The 21,230-nt window shown below is 71.8% G+C and carries 21 protein-coding genes; 3 read left to right on the forward strand and 18 right to left on the reverse strand.

What is annotated here, in order from left to right; genetic code table 11:
* Positions 1-39: 39 nt before the first annotated feature.
* Positions 40-612 (reverse strand): bifunctional pyr operon transcriptional regulator/uracil phosphoribosyltransferase PyrR, encoded by a 573-nt coding sequence (gene pyrR, locus ACNNMR_RS05685; RefSeq protein WP_419993413.1) that lies wholly within the window; start codon positions 610-612, stop codon positions 40-42.
* A 193-nt stretch (positions 613-805) separates the two neighbouring features.
* Here pyrR and bldD point away from each other — a divergent pair, with 193 nt between their 5' ends.
* Complete coding sequence (bldD, locus tag ACNNMR_RS05690; protein WP_165231633.1) at positions 806-1,306, forward strand: transcriptional regulator BldD; 501 nt, start codon at positions 806-808, stop codon at positions 1,304-1,306.
* Between the two features lie 890 nt (positions 1,307-2,196).
* Here bldD and nusB read toward each other — a convergent pair.
* The 4 genes from nusB to ACNNMR_RS05710 all read right to left on the reverse strand — a co-directional run bounded on the left by nusB (position 2,197) and on the right by ACNNMR_RS05710 (position 5,248).
* On the reverse strand, positions 2,197-2,625 hold the full coding sequence (nusB, locus tag ACNNMR_RS05695) for a transcription antitermination factor NusB (RefSeq protein WP_419993414.1): 429 nt from the start codon (positions 2,623-2,625) through the stop codon (positions 2,197-2,199).
* Between the two features lie 2 nt (positions 2,626-2,627).
* Complete coding sequence (efp, locus tag ACNNMR_RS05700; RefSeq protein ID WP_165231639.1) at positions 2,628-3,194, reverse strand: elongation factor P; 567 nt, start codon at positions 3,192-3,194, stop codon at positions 2,628-2,630.
* 57 nt (positions 3,195-3,251) lie between these two features.
* Positions 3,252-4,358, reverse strand: a complete 1,107-nt coding sequence (locus ACNNMR_RS05705) for a M24 family metallopeptidase (protein ID WP_419993415.1) — start codon at positions 4,356-4,358, stop codon at positions 3,252-3,254.
* A 68-nt stretch (positions 4,359-4,426) separates the two neighbouring features.
* Positions 4,427-5,248: an AAA family ATPase gene (locus ACNNMR_RS05710; RefSeq protein WP_419993416.1), complete on the reverse strand. Its 822-nt coding sequence runs from the start codon at positions 5,246-5,248 to the stop codon at positions 4,427-4,429.
* A gap of 149 nt (positions 5,249-5,397) precedes the next feature.
* Between ACNNMR_RS05710 and ACNNMR_RS05715 the strand changes: the two genes are divergently transcribed.
* Positions 5,398-5,916 carry a GNAT family N-acetyltransferase gene (locus tag ACNNMR_RS05715; RefSeq protein WP_419993417.1) on the forward strand — a complete coding sequence of 173 codons (519 nt, stop codon included), beginning with the start codon at positions 5,398-5,400 and terminating at the stop codon, positions 5,914-5,916.
* Here ACNNMR_RS05715 and aroQ read toward each other — a convergent pair whose 3' ends face one another.
* The 10 genes from aroQ to ACNNMR_RS05765 all read right to left on the reverse strand — a co-directional run bounded on the left by aroQ (position 5,917) and on the right by ACNNMR_RS05765 (position 15,794).
* Positions 5,917-6,354: a type II 3-dehydroquinate dehydratase gene (aroQ, locus tag ACNNMR_RS05720; protein ID WP_419993418.1), complete on the reverse strand. Its 438-nt coding sequence runs from the start codon at positions 6,352-6,354 to the stop codon at positions 5,917-5,919.
* Positions 6,351-7,445: a 3-dehydroquinate synthase gene (gene aroB, locus ACNNMR_RS05725; RefSeq protein ID WP_419993419.1), complete on the reverse strand. Its 1,095-nt coding sequence runs from the start codon at positions 7,443-7,445 to the stop codon at positions 6,351-6,353. Before aroB ends, aroQ begins: the two co-directional genes overlap by 4 nt.
* A complete protein-coding gene (locus tag ACNNMR_RS05730; protein WP_419993420.1) occupies positions 7,442-7,957 on the reverse strand; it encodes a shikimate kinase in 516 nt (171 codons plus the stop codon). Before ACNNMR_RS05730 ends, aroB begins: the two co-directional genes overlap by 4 nt.
* On the reverse strand, positions 7,954-9,138 hold the full coding sequence (aroC, locus tag ACNNMR_RS05735; RefSeq protein WP_419993421.1) for a chorismate synthase: 1,185 nt from the start codon (positions 9,136-9,138) through the stop codon (positions 7,954-7,956). The genes ACNNMR_RS05730 and aroC overlap by 4 nt, the downstream gene beginning before the upstream one ends.
* 112 nt (positions 9,139-9,250) lie before the next feature.
* On the reverse strand, positions 9,251-10,087 hold the full coding sequence (locus ACNNMR_RS05740) for a shikimate dehydrogenase (RefSeq protein WP_419993422.1): 837 nt from the start codon (positions 10,085-10,087) through the stop codon (positions 9,251-9,253).
* Positions 10,087-11,754 (reverse strand): endolytic transglycosylase MltG, encoded by a 1,668-nt coding sequence (mltG, locus tag ACNNMR_RS05745; protein WP_419993423.1) that lies wholly within the window; start codon positions 11,752-11,754, stop codon positions 10,087-10,089. Before mltG ends, ACNNMR_RS05740 begins: the two co-directional genes overlap by 1 nt.
* Before the next feature lie 79 nt (positions 11,755-11,833).
* Positions 11,834-12,313 (reverse strand): Holliday junction resolvase RuvX, encoded by a 480-nt coding sequence (gene ruvX / locus ACNNMR_RS05750; protein ID WP_419993424.1) that lies wholly within the window; start codon positions 12,311-12,313, stop codon positions 11,834-11,836.
* Positions 12,313-14,982, reverse strand: coding sequence for an alanine--tRNA ligase (gene alaS / locus ACNNMR_RS05755; RefSeq protein ID WP_419993425.1), 2,670 nt, complete (start codon positions 14,980-14,982; stop codon positions 12,313-12,315). The genes ruvX and alaS overlap by 1 nt, the downstream gene beginning before the upstream one ends.
* Positions 14,982-15,323 carry a DUF6167 family protein gene (locus ACNNMR_RS05760; RefSeq protein ID WP_419993426.1) on the reverse strand — a complete coding sequence of 114 codons (342 nt, stop codon included), beginning with the start codon at positions 15,321-15,323 and terminating at the stop codon, positions 14,982-14,984. The genes alaS and ACNNMR_RS05760 overlap by 1 nt, the downstream gene beginning before the upstream one ends.
* Positions 15,324-15,329: 6 nt before the next feature.
* Positions 15,330-15,794 (reverse strand): DUF948 domain-containing protein, encoded by a 465-nt coding sequence (locus tag ACNNMR_RS05765; protein ID WP_419993427.1) that lies wholly within the window; start codon positions 15,792-15,794, stop codon positions 15,330-15,332.
* A gap of 204 nt (positions 15,795-15,998) precedes the next feature.
* On the opposite strand from ACNNMR_RS05765, the gene ACNNMR_RS05770 reads away from it, so the two are divergent.
* The gene (locus tag ACNNMR_RS05770) at positions 15,999-18,206 is read left to right on the forward strand and encodes an ATP-binding protein (RefSeq protein ID WP_419993428.1); all 2,208 of its coding nucleotides are present in this window, start codon (positions 15,999-16,001) and stop codon (positions 18,204-18,206) included.
* Between the two features lie 39 nt (positions 18,207-18,245).
* On the opposite strand, the gene rpsD is transcribed toward ACNNMR_RS05770, so the two are convergent.
* From rpsD to ACNNMR_RS05785, 3 genes are all read right to left on the reverse strand, one after another.
* A complete protein-coding gene (gene rpsD, locus ACNNMR_RS05775) occupies positions 18,246-18,857 on the reverse strand; it encodes a 30S ribosomal protein S4 (RefSeq protein ID WP_419993429.1) in 612 nt (203 codons plus the stop codon).
* A gap of 145 nt (positions 18,858-19,002) precedes the next feature.
* Positions 19,003-19,758, reverse strand: coding sequence for an HNH endonuclease family protein (locus ACNNMR_RS05780; RefSeq protein ID WP_419993430.1), 756 nt, complete (start codon positions 19,756-19,758; stop codon positions 19,003-19,005).
* 106 nt (positions 19,759-19,864) lie between these two features.
* The gene (locus ACNNMR_RS05785) at positions 19,865-21,223 is read right to left on the reverse strand and encodes a replication-associated recombination protein A (RefSeq protein WP_419993431.1); all 1,359 of its coding nucleotides are present in this window, start codon (positions 21,221-21,223) and stop codon (positions 19,865-19,867) included.
* Positions 21,224-21,230 lie beyond the last annotated feature (7 nt).

Below are 21,230 nucleotides of genomic sequence, written 5' to 3' on the forward strand. Positions count from 1 at the left end.
GGGCCGGGCCTCTGTTCGGAGGTCCGGGACCCGAATGGGCTACTGCCCGCCTGCCGGGGCGGCCGGCTTGTCGCCGAGCAGGACGGCGTCCCGGCCGTCGCCCTCGGTGAGCTGGACCTTGACCGTCTCCCGCAGCGAGGTGGGGAGGTTCTTGCCGACGTAGTCGGCGCGGATCGGCAGCTCGCGGTGGCCGCGGTCGACGAGCACGGCGAGCTGTACGGCACGCGGCCTGCCCAGGTCGTTGAGCGCGTCGAGGGCGGCGCGGATCGTACGGCCGGAGAAGAGCACGTCGTCGACCAGGACGACGAGCCTGCCGTCGATGCCATCGGCCGGGATGTCCGTATGGCCGAGCGCGCGGGCCGGGCCCTGGCGCAGGTCATCGCGGTACATGGTGATGTCGAGCGAGCCCGCCGGGGTCTTGCCGCCGGTGATCTCTTCGAGCTTGTCCGCGAGCCGCCGGGCGAGGAAGACCCCGCGGGTCGGAATGCCGAGAAGCACCACGTCGTCGGCGCCCTTGGCGCGCTCGACGATCTCGTGGGCGATGCGGGTGAGTACCCGCGCGATGTCCGGAGCCTCCAGTACGGGGCGTGCCGGACCTGCTGAAGCGTCCATGAAAAGGATCTCCTTCCCCGCCTCACGGGACGGGCATTAAAGGACATCAGGTCCCCACTACGGTACCAGCGGCTTTGGCGGCTCTCACGCGGGGGGCGGTGCCCCGACCAGGGGAGTAATCTTCCGCTTGACGGACGCAGGTTACGCTGCGTAACCTCACAGTGAGTTACGAAGACTGAGTCCGGGGAGCTATATGTCCAGCGAATACGCCAAACAGCTCGGGGCCAAGCTCCGCGCCATCCGCACCCAGCAGGGCCTCTCCCTCCACGGCGTCGAGGAGAAGTCGCAGGGTCGCTGGAAGGCCGTTGTGGTCGGTTCTTACGAGCGTGGCGACCGCGCCGTGACCGTGCAGCGCCTCGCGGAGCTCGCGGACTTCTACGGCGTCCCTGTCCAGGAACTCCTGCCCGGCTCCGCCCCCGGCGGCGCCGCCGAGCCCCCGCCGAAGCTCGTCCTCGACCTCGAGCGGCTGGCCCACGTGCCGCCGGAGAAGGCGGGGCCGCTGCAGCGTTACGCCGCCACGATTCAGTCGCAGCGGGGCGACTACAACGGCAAGGTGCTGTCGATCCGCCAGGACGATCTGCGTACGCTTGCCGTCATTTACGACCAGTCGCCGTCGGTCCTGACCGAGCAGTTGATCGGGTGGGGTGTGCTGGACGCGGACGCGCGCCGCGCGGTCGCCCACGAAGACGCCTAACGGCGCCACCCCTTACGCAGAAACGTAACGCCCGCCGGGCGGCGGCTCCCCCTCCGGGGCGGGGCTGCCGCCCGGCTTTTTCCCCCTCCACGCGATTGTGCCCACCCACCCACCCGTTGCTGTGTGCGGCAGGCCGCGCCCTGGGTTTGGGTGGGTGGGCCGGGGCCGGGGTTCCACGACACCACCGAAAAAACGTGGTGGTCGGTTCGCTGCTCGGTGCTGGGTTTTTTCGGCGGCGTCGTTCCACCCCGGCCCCTCCCTGAGTGGGGCGGCCTGCGGTCAGCCGGGGGGTGGGGTGCGGGCGGCTTGGCATCGGATGGCGGCGGCCGCGTCGCCGGGTTGCGGTGGGGCGCGGTGCGAGTGGGGTTGGCGGGCTGCGGAGGAGTGGGGGCGGCTGGTCCCCTCGGGCGGCCGGGCGGCGATACGGAGGACGTGCCCCGGGGGGGGCGTGGAAGTGCGTCGGTCGTGAGCGGCGCCTGGCGGTCGTAGGCGGGGGTGTGGCCCGCAGGGATCGGCGTGAGCTGGGATGGTCCGGCGATCGCCAGCGCTGCGGAGGGTGCGGCCCGGAGGGGCTGCGGGAGCGTGGCCCGGCACCGGGACTAGGGCAACCAACGTCTAGCGGAGCAGCCCCTCCGGGCCACACCCGGAACCACAGACCCAGCCCCGCGCACCACCACCCCCCAAACCGCACCAGGCCGCGCGGGCGAGCGCACGCAAATCAAGCCCGCCCGGCGCTTGAGGGCGAGCGCCGCCAGGCGCGATCGCCCAGGGCGCAGCAGCGCCATCGCACGCAGCGCCCACCTTCGCGCCGCGACAGCAACGGGTGGGCGGGTGGGCACAAAAAGCCCCGCCCCCCAACCGCAGGGGACGGGGCCAAGCCAGCCGCCAGGCTACTCGCGCCGCAGCGTCGGCTTCATGTCCTTCAGCCGCCCCAGCAGCCCGTTGATGAACGACGGCGAGTCATCCGTGGAGAACTCCTTCGCCAACTGCACCGCCTCATCGATCACCACGGCATCCGGCGTATCGTCATGCCACAGCAGCTCATACGCGCCGAGCCGCAGGATGTTCCGGTCCACGACCGGCATCCGGTCGAGCGTCCAGTCCACCGAGTACGTGGAGATCAGCTCGTCGATCCGGCGCGCATGCTGCGCGTACCCCCCGACGAGATCCGCCGTGTACTCACTGACCGGCGGCTGCCGGGTGTCGGACGCGGCATGCCGCTTCCAGTCCTCCAGCACGTCGGCGACAGCGGCACCCCGCTGATCCGCCTCGAAGAGGATCTGGAAAGCGCGCTTGCGCGCATTGGTGCGTGCGGCCACGGTTAGCTGTTCACCCGGCCGAGGTACTCACCGGAGCGGGTGTCGACCTTGATCTTCTCGCCCGTGGTGATGAAGAGCGGCACCTGGATCTCGTAGCCGGTCTCCAGCTCGGCCGGCTTGGAGCCGCCGGTGGAGCGGTCGCCCTGCACGCCCGGCTCGGTGTGCTTGATGTTGAGCTCGACGGCGGCCGGCAGCTCGATGTAGAGCACCTCGCCCTCGTGCTGCGCCACCGTGGCCTCGAAGCCCTCGATGAGGTAGTTGGCGGCGTCCCCGACGACCTTGCGGTCGACGTGCAGCTGGTCGTACGTCTGCATGTCCATGAAGACGAAGTAGTCGCCGTCCATGTACGAGAACTGCATGTCGCGGCGGTCGACGGTCGCCGTCTCGACCTTGGTGCCCGCGTTGAAGGTCTTGTCGACGATCTTCCCGGAGAGCACGTTCTTCAGCTTCGTCCGGACGAAGGCCGGCCCCTTGCCGGGCTTGACGTGCTGGAACTCGACTACGGACCAGAGCTGGCCCCCGTCGAGCTTAAGCACCATGCCGTTCTTCAGGTCGTTCGTGCTGGCCACGTCTCGAAATCTCCTGGACTGCTGATCGGACGGCCAAGGCGCGCCCGATCGCCCCTCTCAGAGGGCGAGCAGCTCCTTGGTCGTGATGGTGAGTAGCTCCGGTCCGCCGTCCCCGGGTGGGCGGACGACGAGCGTGTCATCGATCCGGACCCCGCCCCGACCGGGGAGATGAACCCCCGGCTCGACGGTGACCGGCACACAAGCGTCCAGTTTACCCATGGCCGCAGGCGACAGTTTCGGGTCCTCATCGATTTCGAGCCCGACGCCGTGCCCGGTCCACGGACCCAGCGCCTCTCCGTGCCCGGCGGCGTCCAGCACCTGCCGCGCCGCATGGTCCACCTCGCGGTACTCGGCGCCCGGCGCGAGCGCCTCGCGGCCCGCCCGCTGCGCGGCGAAAACCATGTCGTAGAGCTCGATCTGCCAGTCGTCGGGCGCGGCGCCGATCACGAACGTACGGCCGATCTCGCAGCGGTATCCGCGATACCGGGCCCCGAGACACACGGTGAGGAAGTCGCCCTCCTCGACTCTCCGGTCAGTCGGCACATGACCCGCCCGCCCGGAATGCGGCCCGGTCCCGACCGCCGTCGGAAACGCCGGCCCCTGCGCCCCGTGGTCGACCAGCCGCCGCTCCAGCTCCAGCGCGAGATGCCGCTCGGTACGCCCGACCAGGATCGACTCCAGCAGCTCCCCCAGCGCCTGGTCGGCGATCTCCGCGGCGATCCGCAGGCAGGCGATCTCCTCGTCGTCCTTGACGAGCCGCTGCTGCTCGACCGTACGGCCGAGGTCGGAGAGCCGGATACGAGGCGCGACGGAAGCCAGGGCCCGGTGCCGGGCGACCGTGAGGTGATGCTCCTCCACGGCGAGCGCGCCGGCGCCCGCCGCCCCCGCGAGATCCGCGGCGGCCACCGCCGGATCGCCATCAGGCGCGTCGAGGGCATGCACCCGCAGGTCCTCGTCCGCCGCCCGGGCGCCGCCGTCATCGGGCAGGTCGCGGGGGCGGATCAGGATGTCCTCGGCGGGGCCGACCAGCAGCACGGCGCCGGGCGGCGCGACTCCGGCCAGATAGTGGATGTTGGCGGGTCGGGAGACGAGGGCGGCGTCGCTGCCGGTCCCAGCGCAATGGGTGCGGAGTCGTGAGCGGCGAGCGGCGTGGACCTCTGACATGGTTTGAGCGTATTTGCGAGGCCTGTCCGGTGCTTGGTGAGTACGCCCGTCCGGGGCGGGCGCGGCCGCTACCAGCGGGGCGGGCTCGTGAGGCTGCGCAGCACCACGTCGTCCAGCATCCGGGCCGTCGTCTCCACGTCCTGGTGGGAGTTGTCCAGGATCGGCAGGCCGGAGCCGTACCAGCCGGCCATCCGCCCGTGGATCCGCGCCACCTCCTCGTCCGCGAGGCGGCGGGTGCCCGAGCGGGCGGCGTTGCGGTCCATGACGACCTCCAGGCCGGGGAGGAGGACGATGGGCAGCAGGCCAGGGCCGACGTGGCGCTTCCAGCCGCCGAGGCCGACGACCGGGCGGTCCGGGAAGACGGCGTCGTCGAGGATGCAGGAGATCCCGTTCGCGAGGTAGTTACGGGCGGCGAAGCCGCAGGTCCGCCGGGCCAGGCGGTATTGCGCCTCGGACTGGTCCGTCCAGCCCGCGCGCGGGTCGGAGAAGCCGGCCCGGACCCATTCGCGTACGTCATCGAGGCTTATGTGCGCCGTGGGTGAGCGGCGGGTGTCCGCCCAGTGCCGCGCCACGGTGGTCTTGCCCGCGCCCGCCGGGCCGATGAGCAGCACCGCCACGGTGGGCGGCGGCGCGCCGACCGGCTGCGGCGACTGCGGCGGGGAGGGTACGGGGACGAGACCTCCGGCCGGGAGGCGAATGTGGCCGGTGGATTCGGTGGCGTTCTCGACCGGCGGCTGCGGCATCCCGGGGCGCGGCACCATCCCGGGGTGCGGCGCGTGCGGTGGGCCCGGCGGGTGCTGGGCCATGGGCGGCGGCTGCGGCATCGGCACGCCACCGGGAGGTCCCGGCCGGTGGGGCGGATGGGGAACCCCAGCAGGGTGGTGGTGCATCCGTCCCCTTTTCTCCTCGACAGCGCCCGGTTGGTCGTACCGCACGAAGCCAACGCCTGGAACCGTACCCGGTTCCGGCATGTAAGTGACAACGATCCGTCCGGTCCCGGGGTGCCCGACCAGGCCAACTGCTGGGGCATGATGGCGCGATGACCAACGAAATAGCCCTGTCCCCAGCCCGCGAAGCGGACGTATCGCTGCTGCAGGAGCACCTCGCCGACCCCGAGCAGTGCGGAGAGTTCGCCTGGTTCGGCTGGCATAACCCGAGACGGATGGCCCAGCGCTGGGAGGAGAACCGGCTGCTCGGCGAGGACTACAGCATCCTCATGGTGGCGCGCGGCGAGGAGCGCGTCGGCTTCGTGAACTTCCGCCGCCCGGCGCCGCCCCGCCATCTGCACACGTGGGAGATGGGCATCGGCCTGTTCCCGGAGGCGCGCGGATTCGGCTACGGCACCGAGGCGCACAAGCTGCTCGTCCGCTACCTCTTCGCGCACACCACCGCCCACCGCATCGAGGCGAACACCGACGTGAAGAACCTCGCGGAGGGCAGGGCGCTGGAGAAGGCCGGGTTCGCGCGGGAGGGCGTCACCCGCGCCGCCATCTGGCGCGACGGCTCGTGGCGCGACAGCGTGACGTACGCGATCCTGCGGACCGACGAGCTGCCCTGATCAGCCCTTCAGCTCCTCCGCCAGCGCCCGCAGCGCCAGCCGGTACGAGCCGAGCCCGAAGCCCGCGATCGTGCCCGACGCCACCGCGGCGATCACCGACGTGTGGCGGAAGGCCTCGCGGGCGTGCGGGTTGGAGATGTGCACCTCGATGAGCGGCGCGGTGCGCTGCGCCGCGGCGTCGCGCATTCCGTACGAATAGTGGGTGAAGGCGCCCGGGTTGATGACGACCGGGATCGAGCCGTCCGCGGCCTCGTGCAGCCAGCGGATCATCTCGCCCTCGTCGTTGGTCTCCCGGACGTCGACCTCGAAGCCCAGCTCCTTGCCCAGCGCCGTGCACTGCTCGACCAGGCCCGCGTAGGAGGTCGCGCCGTAGACATCGGGCTCGCGGGAGCCGAGGCGGCCGAGGTTGGGGCCGTTGAGGACCAGCACCGGGGTCATGCGGCGATCTCCGCGTGTGCGGCCAGCAGCATCGCCGGGTCGGGGCCCTCCAGGACGGTCGGCTTGGCGAGGCCGTCGAGGACGATGAAGCGCAGTCGGTCGCCGCGCGACTTCTTGTCGACCTTCATCGTCTCCAGCAGCTTGGGCCACTGGTCGCCGCGGTACGTGACCGGCAGGCCCACCGACTCCAGGATCGCCCGGTGCCGGTCGGCGGTGGCGTCGTCGAGGCGGCCCGCGATCCGGCCGAGCTCGGCGGCGAAGACCATGCCGACCGAAACGGCCGCGCCGTGCCGCCAGTTGTAGCGCTCGTTCTTCTCGATGGCGTGGGCGAGGGTGTGCCCGTAATTGAGGATCTCGCGCAGCCCCGACTCCTTCAGGTCGGCCGACACCACCTCGGCCTTGACCCGGATGGAGCGTTCCAGCAGCTCCGCCGTGTGCGGCCCCTTCGGCGTACGGGCGCCCTCCGGGTCCGCCTCCACCAGCTCCAGGATCTTCGGGTCGGAGATGAATCCCGCCTTGATGACCTCGGCCATGCCGGACACGTAGTCGTGGACGCCGAGCGATTCGAGCGCGGCCAGGTCGCAGAGGACGCCGGCGGGCGGGTGGAAGGCGCCGACGAGGTTCTTGCCCTCGGCCGTATTGATGCCGGTCTTGCCCCCGACCGCCGCGTCCACCATGGCCAGCACGGTCGTCGGCACGGCGATCCAGCGCACCCCGCGCAGCCAGGAGGCGGCGACGAATCCGGCGACATCGGTGGTGGCTCCGCCGCCGACGCCCACGATCACATCCGTCCGCGTGAAGCCGGACTGCCCGAGCGCCTTCCAGCAGTACGCGGCGACCTCGGCGGTCTTCGCCTCCTCCGCGTTGGGCACCTGGATGGCGACGGCCTCGTACCCGGCGTCGGCGAGATCGGCGCGCAGCGCCTCCCCCGTCGCCTCCAGCGCCTCCGGGTGGATGACGGCCACCCGCTTGGCGTCGGTCCCGATCAGCCCGGGCAGCTCGCCGAGCAGCTCCCGGCCGATCAGCACGTCGTACGGGTCGGTGCCGGCGGTGCCGCCGATGTGGATCCGGGTGACGGTCTCGTCAGTCATGCGCTGTGGAGCTCCAATGCTTCGAGTACGGCCTCGGCGACTTCTTCCGGGGTGCGGGCCGCGGTGCTGATGGTGACGCGGGCGGCCTCCACATACAGCGGTCGCCGCTTTTCCATCAACTGCCGCCAGGCCTGCCGGGGGTTGACCGCGAGCAGCGGCCGGGGGGCGTCGAGGCCGACGCGCTTGACCGCGTCCGCCAGCTCGACCTCCAGGAACACCACCGGATGCCCGGCGAGCAGCGCGCGGGTGCCGTCGTCCACGATGGCGCCGCCGCCGAGCGACAGCACGCCGTCGTGCTCGGCCAGCCCGGCGCGCACGGCCGCCCGCTCCAGCTCGCGGAAGCGCGGCTCCCCGTCGTCGTAGAAGATCTCCGGGATCGGCTTCCCGGCCGCCACCTCGATATCGGCGTCGGTGTCGCGCAGGGTGACGCCGAGCCGCTCGGCGAGCAGCGCGCCGACGGTGGACTTTCCGGCGCCGGGCGGCCCGATCAGGATGACTGCCGGGCGGGTCATCGGATCTGCAGGTTCTCGAGGTACGAGGTGGCGTTGCGCGCGGTCTCGCCGACCGAGTCGCCGCCGAACTTCTCCGCGACGGCGTCGGCGAGGACGAGCGCCACCATGGCTTCGGCGACGATGCCGGCGGCCGGGACGGCGCAGACGTCGGAGCGCTGGTGGTGCGCCTTCGTCGCCTCGCCGGTCGCCACGTCGACGGTGGCCAGGGCCCGCGGCACGGTCGCGATGGGCTTCATCGCGGCCCGTACGCGCAGCAGCTCACCGGTGGTGAGGCCGCCCTCCGTGCCGCCGGAGCGGCCGGTGGAGCGCCGGATGCCGTCGCCGGTGCTGACGATCTCGTCATGCGCCTTGGAGCCCGGGACCCGGGCCAGCTCGAAGCCGTCGCCGAGCTCGACGCCCTTGATCGCCTGGATGCCCATGAGCGCGGCGGCCAGCCGGGAGTCGAGGCGGCGGTCCCAGTGCACGTGGCTGCCGAGGCCGACCGGGACGCCGTACGCGCAGACCTCGACGACGCCGCCGAGGGTGTCGCCGTCCTTGTGGGCCTGGTCGATCTCGGCGACCATCGCCTTCGACGCGTCGGCGTCGAGGCAGCGCACCGGGTCGGCGTCGAGCTGCTCGACGTCGCCGGGCTGCGGCACCACGCCGTACGGCGCCTTGGCCGCGCCCAGCTCCACGACATGCGAGACGATCTCGATCCCGACCGTCTCCTTCAGGTACGAGCGGGCCACCGCGCCGAGCGCCACCCGGGCCGCGGTCTCGCGGGCGGAGGCGCGCTCAAGGATCGGGCGGGCCTCGTCGAAGCCGTACTTCTGCATGCCGGCCAGGTCGGCGTGGCCGGGGCGGGGGCGGGTGAGCGGCGCGTTACGGGCCAGCTCGGCCAGCTCCGCGGGGTCCACCGGGTCCGCGGCCATGACCTTGTCCCACTTCGGCCACTCGGTGTTGCCCACCATGATCGCGACGGGCGAGCCGAGCGTGAGGCCGTGGCGCACACCGCCGAGGAAGGTGATCTCGTCGCGCTCGAACTTCATCCGCGCGCCGCGGCCATACCCCAGCCGGCGCCGGGCGAGGTGGTCGGCGACCAGCTCGGTGGTGACGGGCACGCCGGCGGGCAGCCCCTCCAGTGTCGCGACGAGTGCGGGGCCGTGCGACTCCCCTGCGGTCAGCCAGCGCAACCTGCTCAACGGTGCTCCCTGATCCCTTTGAGATGAGGCCTTCGGTGCCTCCGATCCTCCCATGGGGCGGGGGTGCGGGTGCGCAGTGGTCCGGTGGGTGGACGCGCGGGGGCTCGTGTCGTCAGCGGTGTGTCAGTGCTTGTTCGCCTGCCGCGCGCATCTCCGCCAGGGGGGCCGGGGTGCGGCCCGTCATCTGTTCCACCTGGAGGACCGCCTGGTGGACGAGCAGGTCGAGGCCGCCGACGACCGCGCCGCCGCGCGCGGACCACGCCGCCGCGAGCGGCGTCGGCCACGGGTCGTACAGGACGTCGAAGAGGGTGGCCGGGCGCTCCGGGACCGCGTCGGCCAGCTCGTCCGTCACTCCCGCCGGGGTCGTGGCCACCACCAGGGGCGCTCGCAGCGCCTCGGGTGCGTCCGTCCACGGGGCGGTGCGGACCGGGACGTCCAGGCGGTCGCCCCACTCGCGCATCTCCGCGGCCCGGGCGTCACTGCGTACGTATGCCGAGACCTCGCCGCTGCACAGCTCGCCCAGGGCGGCGAGCGCCGAGGACGCGGTGGCTCCGGCGCCCAGGATCGCGGCGGCCGGGACCTTGTCGACGCCGCGCTCGCGCAGGGCCGCGCGCATGCCGGGGATGTCGGTGTTGTCACCGGTGCGGCGGCCGTCCGGGCCGAAGACGACCGTGTTCACCGCCTCCACCGACCGGGCGGTGGGGCTGACCTCGTCGAGCAGCGGCATCACGGCCCGCTTGAGCGGCATGGTCAGGGACAGGCCCGCCCACTCCCCCGCGTCCAGACCGTCGAGGAAGCCGGGCAGCGCGGCCTCGTCCACCTCGAAGCGGTCGTACGTCCAGCCGTCCAGGCCGAGCGCCGCATAGGCCGCGCGGTGCAGGACGGGCGAAAGGGAGTGGGCGATCGGCGATCCGAGGACCGCCGCCCGCCGGGGGGTGGGCCGGTGCATCAGTTGTTGTGCTCCCGCTGGTAGCGGTTGAACTCCTCGACGTTCTTGTCGTGCTCCGCCTTGCTCGCGGTGAACTTCGTGACGCCGGGCTTGACGGTGACGAAGTACATCCAGTTGCCCTTCGCCGGGCTGAGCGCCGCCTTGATCGCCTCCGGGCTCGGGTTGTCGATCGGGCCGGGCGGCAGACCGGCGTGGAGGTAGGTGTTGTACGGCGAGTCGTACTGGGTGTCCTTGGTGGAGATGTCGAGGTTCGACTGGCCCTTGGCGTAGTTGATGGTGGAGTCCATGTCGAGCTTGCCGTTGGTCTCCGTGTTGCCGGGCTTGAGCCGGTTGTAGATCACCGTGGCGACCTTCTCGAACTCCTCCTTGTTGCCGCCCTCCGCCTGGACGAGGCTGGCGATGGTGAGGATCTCGTACGGCGTCCGGTTCAGCTTCTTCGCACCATTGACGATGTTGTCGCGGGTGTACTCCGCATTGGCGCGCTTCACCATCTGCTTGAGCACCGTCTCCGGCTTGGTGCCCTTCGACGCGCTGTAGCGGGACGGGTAGAGGAAGCCCTCCGGGTTGCCCTTGGCCCAGTCGGGCAGACCGAGGTCGCCCTTCTCCGCGGCCTTCTTCGTGGTGCCCTCGGCGAGGCCGAGGTGGCTGTCGATCTTCTCGTAGACCCGGGTGGCCCGCCATCCCTCGGGGATGATCAGGGCGTTGAAGGTCTTCGGGTCGGTCATCATCTCGATGGCCGCCGACGCCGACATCTCCTTCTTGAGCGTGTAGACCCCGGGCTGGATGCCGCTGGCCTTGTCGTTGTCCCCGGCGGCCTGGACGAAGCCGTCAACGCTCTTGACGACGCCCTTTGTCTTGAGGATGTTGCCGATGTCGGTGATGCTCGCGCCCTCGGTGACCTCCACCTCGACCATGCCGTGGCCGGAGCCCTCGTAGTCGGGCGCGGAGGCGAACTTGTCGCTCACAAAGTTGTAGCCGAAGTAGCCGATGCCGCCGACCAGGCCGAGCAGCACCAGCGCGACGATGAGGCAGGCGGTGCCGTTGCGGCGTTTCGTTTCGGCGGGACCGCGGCCGCGGCCGCGCGGGCCCCGGGGGTCACGGCCGCGCGGGCCACCAGGGCCGCCGGGGCCGGGCGGGCCGCCGCGGCGTCTGCGAGGTCTCGGGTCGTCGTCGCCCAGGACGTCGTCATCGTCCTCGGCGAAGAAGGAGTGTTCGCGCTCCGGCGGCCGACGGCCCGGCTCGGGGCGGCGGCGCTCCTGCCCGCGCGGGCGGGGGCGCGGCGGGGGGTACGCGTCGGGCGAGCCGTAGTAATCCGGCTCGGCCGCGGGCTGCGGCGGGTGTGCGTAGGGGTCCACGGCGGGCAGGCCGCCGGTGGTGTCCCAGCTCGGCTGCTGGGGCTGCTGCGGGGCATGGCCGCCGCCGTAGCCGGGGTCGTAACCCTGGTCGTACCCGGGCTGAGGCTGGCCGCCGTACGGGTAGCCGCCCTGCTGCGGGTGGCCGCCGCCCCACTGGGCCTGCTGGGGCTGCTGATACGGCTGCTGCTGCCCGCCGCCGTAGGGGGCCTGCCCGTGCGCGGGCTGCCCACCACCCCAGTGCTGCCCCGTGCCGAACAGGGGGTCCTCGGGGTGCCACGGTTCGGAGCCGGGGCCCCGGCCATACTCAGTCATCGATCCCCTAAGCCGCGAGGGCTGTCGGTGCGCTTATATGACGGCTGCCATTTCCGCGCGGAACGTTACCGTATCGCGATCAGACAATCGGCTCGACGCTCTCGCCAGGAGCATTGCCAGACGCCCGTTCGGAGTCAAGCGCGCTCTGAAGGATGACAACTGCCGCCGCTTGGTCGACCACCGAACGGCCCTTCTTCACCGACACCCCGGACGCGCGCAGCCCTTGCGCCGCGGTGACGGTCGACATCCGTTCGTCCACCAGGCGTACGGGCACGGGCCGCACGATCCGGGCGAGCTCCTGCGCGAAGCCGCGTACCTTCACCGCCGCCGGGCCCTCCTGGCCGCTCAGCGAGCGGGGCAGGCCGACGACGACTTCGAGCGGCTCGTACTCCGCGACGATGGCGGCGAGCCGCCGGTGCGCCGCGGGCACGTCGCGTCCCGGCACCGTTTCCACGGGCGAGGCGAGTACCCCGTCGGGGTCGCATGAAGCGACCCCGATCCGGGCGTCACCTACGTCCACGGCAATGCGGCGGCCGCGGCGGAAGGTGCTCTCGTCCATCAGCCGGCGTCGGCGACCGCGCGCTCGACGGCCGCGATGGCGTCGTCGATGGCCTCCGGCTGCTGGCCGCCGCCCTGGGCGACGTCCGGCTTGCCGCCGCCGCCACCGCCGAGGGTCTTGGCTGCCGTACGGACCAGGTCGCCGGCCTTGAGGCCCTTGTCGCGGGCGGCGTCGTTGGTGGCGATGACCGTGAGCGGGCGGCCGTTGGCGACGGAGAACAGCGCCACCACCGCCGGGCGGCCGCCCTGGATGCGGCCCCGGACGTCCAGCACCAGCTTGCGCAGGTCGTCCGCGGACGTGCCGTCCGGCACCTGCGCGGCGACGAAGGCGGTGCCGCGGACGTCCTTGGCCTGCTCGACCAGGCCGCCCGCCGCCTGCAGCACCTTCTCGGCGCGGAAGCGCTCGATCTCCTTCTCGGCGTCCTTCAGCTTCGTGAGCATCCCGGAGATCTTCTCCGGCAGCTCGTCCGGGCGGCCCTTGACCAGCTCGGTCAGCTGGGCGACGACGGTGTGCTCCTTCGCAAGGAAGTTGTACGCGTCGACGCCGACCAGGGCCTCGACGCGGCGCACGCCGGAGCCGATGGAGGACTCGCCGAGCAGCTTGACCAGGCCGAGCTGCGCGGTGTTGTGCACGTGGGTGCCGCCGCAGAGCTCCTTGGAGAAGTCGCCGATGGTGACGACGCGCACCCGGTCGCCGTACTTCTCGCCGAACTCGGCGATGGCGCCCTGCTTCTTGGCCTCGTCCATCGACATGACCTCGGCGTGCACATCGAGCTCGCGGGCCAGCACCTCATTGATCTTCTGCTCGACGTCGGTGAGGACCCCGCCGGGCACGGCCGCGGGCGAGCCGAAGTCGAAGCGGAAGCGGCCCGGCGAGTTCTCCGAGCCGGCCTGCGCGGCTGTCGGACCGAGCGCGTCGCGCAGCGCCTGGTGGGTGAGGTGGGTGGCGCTGTGGGCGCGGGCGATGGCGCGGCGGCGGGTGATGTCGATCGCGGCGTACGCGGAAGAGCCCACCGTCACCTCGCCGACCTGGACGACGCCCTTGTGCACGGACACGCCGGGGACCGGCTGCTGCACATCGCGGACCTCGACGATCGCGCCGGTGTCCAGCTTGATCCGGCCCATGTCGGCGAGCTGGCCGCCGCCCTCGGCATAGAAGGGGGTGCGGTCCAGGACGATCTCGACCTCGTCGCCCTCGGAGGCGGCGGGCGAGGAGACGCCGTCGACGAGCACGCCGACGACGGTGGCCTCGCCCTCGGTCTCGCCGTAACCGGTGAAGTCGGTCGGGCCGGACGCGTCGGCCACCTCGCGGTAGGCGGACAGGTCGGCGTGGCCGGTCTTCTTGGCCTTGGCGTCGGCCTTGGCGCGCTCCCGCTGCTCCTTCATCAGGCGGCGGAAGCCGTCCTCGTCCACGGACAGGCCCTGTTCGGCGGCCATTTCGAGGGTGAGGTCGATCGGGAAGCCCCACGTGTCGTGCAGCAGGAAGGCCTTGTCGCCGGGCAGGACGGCGGAGCCGGTGGCCTTGGTCTCGGTGACGGCGGTGTCGAGGATGTTGGTGCCGGACTTCAGGGTCTTGAGGAAGGCGGCCTCCTCGGCGAGGGCCACCGTCTCGATGCGCTTGCGGTCGGTCTCCAGCTCCGGGTACTGCTGGCCCATCGTCTTGATGACGACGTCCACCAGGTCGTTGGCGACCGGGCCGGTGGCGCCGAGCAGCCGCATATTGCGGATCGCGCGGCGCATGATGCGGCGCAGCACATAGCCGCGGCCCTCATTGCCGGGCGTGACGCCGTCGCCGATCATCATCACCGAGGCGCGCATGTGGTCGGAGACCACGCGCAGCGAGACGTCCGAGCGCTCGGCGGCGCCATAGGCGACGCCGGTCAGCTCGGTGGCCTTGTCGATGACGGCGCGGGAGGTGTCGATCTCGTACAGGTTGTGGACGTCCTGGAGGACCATCGCGAGGCGCTCGAAGCCGAGCCCGGTGTCGATGTTCTTCGAGGGCAGCTCGCCGAGGATCGGGAAGTCGTCCTTGCTCTCGCCCGCGCCGCGCTCAAACTGCATGAAGACCAGGTTCCAGATCTCCACATAGCGGTCCTCGTCGACGACGGGGCCGCCTTCCTGGCCGAACTCGGGGCCGCGGTCGTAATAGATCTCCGAGCAGGGACCGCAGGGCCCTGGCACGCCCATGGACCAGAAGTTGTCGGCCATGCCGCGGCGCTGGATCCGCTCCTTGGGCATGCCGATGACCTCGTGCCAGATGCGGGCGGCCTCGTCGTCGTCGTGATACGCCGTGGCCCACAGCCGCTCGGGGTCGAGCCCGTAACCACCCTGGTCCAGGGGGTTGGTCAGCAGCTCCCAGGCGAACTTGATGGCGCCCTCTTTGAAGTAATCGCCGAAGGAGAAATTGCCGCACATCTGGAAGAAGGTGCCATGCCGCGTGGTCTTGCCGACCTCTTCGATGTCGGGGGTGCGGATGCACTTCTGGATCGAGGTGACGCGCGGGGCGGGCGGGGTGGCCTGGCCGAGGAAGTACGGCTTGAAGGGGACCATGCCCGCCGGGACCAGCAGCAGCGTCGGGTCGTCCGCGATCAGCGACGCCGACGGCACGACGGTGTGGCCGCGCTCCTCGAAGAAGCTCAGCCAGCGGCGGCGGATTTCAGCCGACTCCATCAGTGGTCCTCTTTCCGATCGTTACTGCGGGTCTTGCGGTGCTGCAGGGTCGCGCCGGCCTTCTGCTCCAGCAGAAGCTTGACGCGCTGCCCCGGCAATTCTGCCGCCTGCTCGCGGGAGGTCAGCCCCAGGGCGTCGTTCAGCTGGCCCTCGCGCTCGGCCATGGCCGCGCGCACGTCCTTGGCGAAGATCACCGCGCGGCGGCCGGTGGCGATCGCCTTGTTCGCGGCGGTGGCCGCGAGGCTCTCCGGGGAGAGGCTGCGCAGCACATGCTGGGTCTTGAGCGTGGCCCAGACGCCGGTGGCGGCACCGGCGGTGAACCAGAAGGTCCGGCGGAACAATGCTACTCAGCCCTTTCTCCGTCGCGCGCGCAGATCTCTCGGGGGTCCGGGGGTCGCACCCCGGGAAGATGCAGTAGCGGGGCGGGGAGCAGGCACCGCGCGCCCGGGGATGACGGCCTGCTCTCCCTTCGTACGGCCGAGGGCCCGGCGCACGCCGTACCCAAAAGCGGCCACCTTCACCAATGGGCCGCCGAAGGCCGAGGAGACGGTGGTGGACAGCGCGGACGCGTTGGACGTGACTTCCTGGACGTCCGTGGTGATCGCGTCGACCTTGGCGAGCTGGCTGCCGGCGGAGCGGACCGTGTCGGACGCCTCGGCCAGCAGCGGGACGGCCTGCTCGGTGACCTGGCTGACCAGGGTGGTGGCCCGCCGGAGCACCTGGGCGAGCCGCACCAGCACCACGGCGAGGAAGGACACCAGGATTGCCCAGAAGACGGCCACGAGGATGGCGGCCACCTCTGCACCGGACACGCTGCACCGCTCCTTAGGGCGATTCGGGGACGCACCGCGATGACGCCGCGGTTACGCGCTGTGAGAACGGGTCCGACCCTATCGCGCCGCACTGACAGCCCAGTGCACATGCCGCTTCACGAGGCGCGCATCGCCCGGACGTGGTGCGGGAGTTGCCCGGGCCGATTGTACGTTCCGCTTACCTACGAGTACGCTCCGTGTTCTATGCGACGCACCTCGCGCCCCGGCGGCGACCCAGCAAGACCGCGTACGCCGGGCAACCTCCCCGCGGAGGTAAACCGGTTCGTCGGTCGCGCGCCGGAACTGGCCGAGGTCGAGGGGCAGCTGGCCGCCGCCCGCCTCGTCACGGTGACCGGGGTCGGCGGCGTCGGCAAGTCGCGGCTGGCGCTGCGCGCCGGGTCCGGCCTGCAGGATCGCTTCGCCGACGGGGTGTGGCTGGTCGAGCTGTCCGCGCTGCGCGACGGCCATCTCCTGTGGCACACCGTCGCCGAGGCGCTCGGCGTCACCGGCACCGGCGCTCCGCAGGCCGCGCTGGAGCGGCATCTCGCGGACCGCAATGCGCTGCTGATCCTGGACAGCTGCGAGCACCTGGTCGCCGAGTGCGCCCGCCTGGTCGGCGCGCTCCTGCGGCGCTGCCCCGGGCTGCGGGTGCTGGCCACCAGCCGTCGGTCGCTCGACATCGAGGGCGAGCAGCTGTTCCCGCTCGCGCCGCTGCCCACCCCCGCGCCCGCGGAGCTCGTGGACGGGCAGGAGCCCGACGCCGTCGTGCTGTTCACCGAGCGCGCCGCCGCCGTGCAGCGCGGCTTCCCCGGCGACGGCGTGCGCACCGCCGACATCGCCGAGCTGTGCCGGCGCCTCGACGGCATCCCGCTCGCGCTCGAGCTGGCCGCGAGCCGGCTGCGGGTGCTGTCGGTGGAGCAGGTGCTGCACCGCCTGGACGACCGCTTCCGGCTGCTCACCGGCGGCAGCCGCAGTGCCCTGCCCCGCCATCAGACGCTGCGTACGGCGATCGGCTGGAGCCACGAGCTGTGCACGCCCGAGGAGCGGCTGCTGTGGTCGCGGCTGTCGGTATTCGCCGGCGACTTCGACCTGGACGCGGTCGAGTACCTCTGCTCCGGCGACGGCCTGCACGCCGACGACGTGCTCACCGTCCTCACCGAGCTGGTCGATCAGTCGATCGTGGTACGGGAGGAGTCCGGCGGCCGGGTGCGCTACCGGATGCTCGACACCGTCCGCGACTACGGCGCCCAGTGGCTCCGCGAGATGGACGACGCCGACGCGCTGCGCCGCCGCCACCGCGACTGGTACCTGGGCCTGGCCACCTGGTGCGAGCTGGACTGGTTCGGCCCGCGGCAGCTGGAGGTGGCGCGCCGGATCGAGGACGAGCTGCCCAATCTGCGGCTCGCGCTCGAATACTGCCTGGAGTCCCCGGAAGAGGCGCACGTCGGCCAGTATCTGGCGGCCACCCTCTGGTTCTACTGGATCTGCTGCGGCCGGCTCTCCGAGGGCCGGATGTGGCTGGACCGGGCGCTCTCCCTCGACGGCGGTCAGCCCGAGCCGCGCTGCAAGGCGCTGTGGGTGGCCGGGCATGCCGCGGTGGGCGGCGGCGATCCGGTGGCCGCGCTGGGGCTGCTGCATGAGTCGGAGCGGCTGGCGGAGAGCTGCGGCGACGAGATCGCGCTGGCGCACACCTGGCAGATACAGGGCGCCACGGCACTCATCACCGACGACATCCCGCGGGGCGTGCGGCTGCTGCAGACCGCCGTCGAGCGCTTCCATGCGCTGGGCGAGCTCAACGCCATAGTGCTGCTGGCCCAGGTCCAGCTCGGCCAGGCGCTCGCCTTCGCCGGCGACTCCGAGGCCGCGGTGGCGCTGCTGCAGGAGGCCGACGAGATCGCGCAGGACAGCGGCGAGCAGTGGGCGCGCTCGTACGCCCTCTACGTATGGGCGCACACCCTCTGGCGCATGGGCGACCCGGTCACGGCCCGGGAGCTGGCCCTGCGGGCGCTGGCGATCAAGGACTGCTTCCGCGATGTGGTCGGGATGACCATAGTGCTGGACCTGCTGGCGCCGCTGACGGCTGAGGAGGCGCCGGAGCTGGCGGCGCGGCTGCAGGGCGGCGCGGAGGTGGGCTGGCGCTCGTTCGGCGCCGAGCGCTTCGGCTCACAGCATTTCTCGGAGCCGTACGAGGCCGGGGCCGAAAGCGCCCGCAAGGCGCTGGGCGACTCCCGCTACGAGGCCGCGGTGGCGGAGGGCCGCGGGCTCGGACTCGCGGCGATGACCGCCGAGGCGCTGGCGGGGGTGGCGCCCCCTGCGCAGCGGTGCCGCGAGCGCCGGGAGCCGCCGCAGGCGCCCGCCGCGCCCGCGGGGGAAGTGCCGAAAGCGCGCCGCCGCGGCCAGCGGACCCGGTGACGGGGTCCGCTGGCCGCGGCGGCGCGCTGCTGCCCGGGATCAGCGGGCGTAGTACTCGACGACGAGCTGCTCGTCGCAGATGACCGGGATCTCCTTGCGGTTCGGGGTCCGGTCCAGGCGGAAGGCCAGCGCGTCGAGGTTCACCTCGAGGTAGCGCGGGGTCTCGCCGTCGGTGGCATAGCCGCCTTCCTTGGCGATGATGAAGGGCGTCTTGGTACGGCTGCGCTCGCGCACCTGCACCACGTCCTCCGGGGACACCCGGAAGGAGGGCTTGTCGACCTTGCGGCCGTTGACGGCGATGTGGCCGTGCACGACCATCTGGCGGGCCTGGTAGATGGTCCGGGCCAGGCCCGAACGCAGCACCAGCGCGTCAAGGCGGCGCTCCAGCTCCTCGACCAGCGCCTCGCCGGTCTTGCCCGACACCTTCTGAGCACGCTCGTAGGCGCGCACCAGCTGGCGCTCGCTGACGTCGTACTGGGCGCGCAGCCGCTGCTTCTCCAGCAGCCGGACCTTGTAGTCACTGGTGGACTTGCGGCCGCGGCCGTGCTCGCCCGGCGGGTACGGGCGGGCCTCGAAGTACTTGACGGCCTTCGGGGTGAGCGGGATGCCGAGCGCCCGCGACTTGCGGACCTTGGGGCGCGACTGGTTCACGGTGCGGTGATCCTCCGGATCGGGTCTTCGGGGTTTTCGGGTTCTTCGGGGTACTGCAGAAGATTAGGTATGCCTAACCTTACGCGATTGATCGCGCCTGGCGCGACCCCCATGTGAACAAGTGCACAAGGACGCGCATTCCCGGTCAGCGAGGACAGCTCGCAAGAAGGTCCTGGAGGGCCAGCTTCTCCGGCGCGGTGACGGTCAAATGGTACTTCGCCTTGATCCCGGTCCAGCGGCGCCCGTACTCGCACCAGTACGCCTTGCGCGGCTTCCACTTGTCCGGGGTCTGGCTGCCCTTGTCCTGGTTGGCCTGCTTGTCTACGGCGAGCAGCTCGTCGATGTCGTTGGCGAAGGCGCTGCGCCGCTCGGCGCTCCATCCGTACGCCCCGGCCCGCCAGGCCGCGCCCAGCGGGACGAGGTGGTCGATCTCGACCTGGGAGGCCTTGCGGTAGGTGTACGGGTGCTCCTTGCCGGTGTACGGGTCGTGCAGCACGCCGTACAAGATCACGCAGGGGTTGCGGTCGCCGCGGCGCAGCTTGTCGAGGTCGCGGATGAGTACGTAGTCGCGGGTGTCGCAGCGGTCGTCGGTGCGCGGGGTGAAGGGGCCGAATTCGGAGCGCTGGTAGGACTCCCAGTTCTTGCCCCAGGCGACTTTGAGGGCGGCGAGCGACTTGCGCGCGGCGGCTGCGGCAGGCGGAAAGCCGGGCGCTTCGGCCTTGGGCCCGGCGGACTTCGTGGGGGCCCCGGAGCCGGTGGGGGCAGGGCTCGGGACCGGGCTGGTCGTCGGCAGGGCCGCGCGCGGGTCCTCGCCGCGGCCGAACCACCACACCGCCGCGACGGCGGCGGCCAGCGCCAGCAGAAAGACGTAACTGCTGAGCCTCGACCGAGCGCGCGCCATGATCGGGAGCGTATGCGCGGCTGCGGCCGACTGCGCGCCCAGACTCGCCCGACCGGCCGCCGGGCCTCGCCCGGCAGGGGACCGCGGCGCTCAGCCGGAGCCCGACCTAGCCCTCTCCGCCGGACAGGCGGCTCCGCACCATCTCCACGATGTCGGCATACCGCGCCTCCGCCCCGTACCGCGTCGGCTCGTAATACCGCTTCCCGTGCAGATCGTCAGGCGCGTACTGCTGCGCGGCGATGGCGCCCGGGACGTCGTGCGGATACACATACCCCTTCCCGTGCCCCAGCTTCTCCGCGCCCTTGTAGTGCCCGTCCCGCAGATGCGCCGGTACGGCACCGGCCTTGCCCGCTCGGACATCCGCCTGCGCGGCGCCGATGGCGAGGGTCACCGCATTGGACTTCGGGGCCAGCGCCAGCGCCACCGTCGCGTGGGCGAGGATCAGGGCCGCCTCGGGGAAGCCGACCATCGCCACCGCCTGGGCGGCGGCGACCGCCGTCTGCAGCGCCGTGGAGTCGGCCATGCCGATGTCCTCGCTCGCCGAGATCATCAGCCGCCGGGCGATGAAGCGCGGGTCCTCCCCCGCCTCGATCTGCCGCGCCAGATAGTGCAGCGCCGCATCCGCGTCCGAGCCGCGGATGGACTTGATGAGCGCGCTGGTGACGTCATAGTGCTGGTCGCCGTCGCGGTCGTACTTCACCGCGGCGCGGTCGACCGCCTCCTCCAGGGTCTGGAGGGTGACCTCGGCCTCGCCCTTGTCGAGCGCGGCACCCGCGCCCGCCTCCAGGGCGGTGAGCGCGCGGCGGGCGTCGCCGCCGGCGATGCGCAGCAGATGCGCCTCGGCGTCCTCGCCAAGGGTCACCGAGTCCGCGAGGCCTCGCTCCTCGCTCAGCGCGCGGCGGAGCAGGCCGCGGATGTCCTCGTCGGTGAGCGACTGCAGGCTCAGCAGGAGGGAGCGGGAGAGCAGCGGGGAGATCACCGAGAAGTACGGATTCTCGGTGGTGGCGGCGATGAGGGTGACCCAGCGGTTCTCCACCGCGGGGAGCAGGGAGTCCTGCTGGGCCTTGCTGAAGCGGTGGATCTCGTCCAGGAAGAGGACCGTGTCCTGGCCGTGCATCCCGGAGGCGCGGCGGGCGCCCTCGATGACGGCCCGTACCTCCTTGACGCCCGCGGTGATCGCTGACAGCTCCACGAAGCGCTTCTTGGTGGCCCGGCTGACCACATAGGCGAGGGTTGTCTTTCCGGTGCCGGGCGGGCCCCAAAGCAGCACCGACGACGATCCTGCCGGGCCTCCCCCGCCCTCGCCGACCAGGCGGCGCAGCGGCGACCCGGGCTTGAGCAGATGCTGCTGGCCCACGACCTCATCGAGGCTGCGCGGGCGCATACGGACGGCCAGGGGACTGCCGGCCGGGTCATTGGCCTGGCGGTCCTCGGCGGCTGAGGTGAACAGGTCGGGCTCCTCCACGCCACCG

It is taken from the genome of Streptomyces boninensis, from assembly GCF_048572725.1.
Taxonomy (GTDB): Bacteria; Actinomycetota; Actinomycetes; order Streptomycetales; family Streptomycetaceae; genus Streptomyces; species Streptomyces boninensis.

What these genes read in the sequence shown, in the direction of transcription:
- pyrR (WP_419993413.1), bottom strand. Translation starts at nt 612, where the DNA reads ATGGACGCTTCAGCAGGTCCGGCACGCCCCGTACTGGAGGCTCCGGAC.
- bldD (WP_165231633.1), top strand. Translation starts at nt 806, where the DNA reads ATGTCCAGCGAATACGCCAAACAGCTCGGGGCCAAGCTCCGCGCCATC.
- ACNNMR_RS05705 (WP_419993415.1), bottom strand. Translation starts at nt 4,358, where the DNA reads ATGTCAGAGGTCCACGCCGCTCGCCGCTCACGACTCCGCACCCATTGC.
- ACNNMR_RS05710 (WP_419993416.1), bottom strand. Translation starts at nt 5,248, where the DNA reads ATGCACCACCACCCTGCTGGGGTTCCCCATCCGCCCCACCGGCCGGGA.
- ACNNMR_RS05715 (WP_419993417.1), top strand. Translation starts at nt 5,398, where the DNA reads ATGACCAACGAAATAGCCCTGTCCCCAGCCCGCGAAGCGGACGTATCG.
- aroQ (WP_419993418.1), bottom strand. Translation starts at nt 6,354, where the DNA reads ATGACCCCGGTGCTGGTCCTCAACGGCCCCAACCTCGGCCGCCTCGGC.
- aroB (WP_419993419.1), bottom strand. Translation starts at nt 7,445, where the DNA reads ATGACTGACGAGACCGTCACCCGGATCCACATCGGCGGCACCGCCGGC.
- ACNNMR_RS05730 (WP_419993420.1), bottom strand. Translation starts at nt 7,957, where the DNA reads ATGACCCGCCCGGCAGTCATCCTGATCGGGCCGCCCGGCGCCGGAAAG.
- ACNNMR_RS05740 (WP_419993422.1), bottom strand. Translation starts at nt 10,087, where the DNA reads ATGCACCGGCCCACCCCCCGGCGGGCGGCGGTCCTCGGATCGCCGATC.
- mltG (WP_419993423.1), bottom strand. Translation starts at nt 11,754, where the DNA reads ATGACTGAGTATGGCCGGGGCCCCGGCTCCGAACCGTGGCACCCCGAG.
- ruvX (WP_419993424.1), bottom strand. Translation starts at nt 12,313, where the DNA reads ATGGACGAGAGCACCTTCCGCCGCGGCCGCCGCATTGCCGTGGACGTA.
- alaS (WP_419993425.1), bottom strand. Translation starts at nt 14,982, where the DNA reads ATGGAGTCGGCTGAAATCCGCCGCCGCTGGCTGAGCTTCTTCGAGGAG.
- ACNNMR_RS05770 (WP_419993428.1), top strand. Translation starts at nt 15,999, where the DNA reads ATGCGACGCACCTCGCGCCCCGGCGGCGACCCAGCAAGACCGCGTACG.
- ACNNMR_RS05780 (WP_419993430.1), bottom strand. Translation starts at nt 19,758, where the DNA reads ATGGCGCGCGCTCGGTCGAGGCTCAGCAGTTACGTCTTTCTGCTGGCG.